Source organism: Roseateles sp. P5_B10 (assembly GCF_056400485.1).
The window spans coordinates 1-1058 of sequence record NZ_JBFULE010001250.1 but is presented as its reverse complement, the minus strand read 5'-3'; the positions used below and the strand labels follow the sequence as shown (position 1 = coordinate 1058).

Sequence of the window (1058 nt, the reverse complement as noted above, 5' to 3'; positions counted from 1 at the left end):
CCGCGGTTCTCGAACTTGGTCAGGGGACGGTAGGCGGGCTTGTCAGCATAGCCGGCCGCGACGTTCAGGAGATGGGGCTCGGCCGTCAGCACTGCAAGCATCTGCTCGGCATAGGGCTGCCAGTCGGTCGCGCAGTGCAGATAGCCGCTTGGCGCGATGTGCTGGATCAACTTGGCAACGAACTCCGGCTGGATCAGCCGCCGCTTGTTGTGACGCTTCTTGTGCCAGGGGTCGGGGAAGAAGATGTGCACGCCGGCCAGCAAGTCGGGGCCGATCATGTCGCGCAGCACCTCCACGGCATCGTGCTGGACGATGCGGATGTTGGTGAGCTGCTTCTCATCGATGAGCTTGAGCAGAGCGCCGACACCCGGCTCATGCACCTCGCAGCCGATGAAGTCATGGTCGGGCAGCGTGCCCGCAATGTCGGCCGTCGCGCCGCCCATGCCGAAGCCGATCTCCAGCACCAGCGGGGCTTTGCGGCCGAAGATGGCTTCAGCGTCCAGGCGCTCGGGCTTGTAGGGCAGGACGAACTTCGGGCCCAGTTCGGCCAGGGCCTTGATCTGACCCGTGCCCATGCGGCCGGCGCGCGTGACGAAACTCTTGATGGCGCGACGCGGCGGGTCCTTCTCTTCCATCAGCCCACCTCAGCCATCACCATGGGCGTGGCGGCGATGTCGGCGTCGCCCAGCGTGCACGCGGCCAGATAGGACGCGATGGCGCGGTCGGCCGCAGCGTCGTCAGCCGCGTGGATCAGTGCGAGCGGTTCGCCGGCGGCGACGCGCGTGCCCAGCGGCTTCACTTCGGAGAAACCGACGCGCATGTCGATGGCATCGCCGGCCTTGCGGCGGCCACCGCCGAGCTCGACGATGGCGACGCCCAGGTCACGCGTCGACATCGTCGTGATGACGCCCGCACGCGGCGCGGCGACGGGCTTCACGACGGGCGCGGCGGTCAGATAAGCCTCGGGCCGCTCCATCAGGTCCGCCGGGCCGCCCAGGGCAACCACCATCTTGGCGAACTTCTCGGCAGCGGCGCCGGAGTCCAGCGCAGCCTGCAGC

The 1058-nt window shown here is 68.2% G+C and carries 1 protein-coding gene and 1 pseudogene; both read right to left on the bottom strand.

Annotated features, from left to right (window positions below; all coding sequences use genetic code 11):
• Positions 1-635: tRNA (guanosine(46)-N7)-methyltransferase TrmB (trmB, locus tag AC1DU6_RS32510; protein ID WP_477862361.1), on the bottom strand; the 635-nt coding region annotated here is incomplete at its 3' end.
• Positions 635-1058: pseudogene (locus tag AC1DU6_RS32505) on the bottom strand (thymidine phosphorylase); the annotation flags it as partial. The pseudogene AC1DU6_RS32505 and the gene trmB, both read right to left, overlap by 1 nt.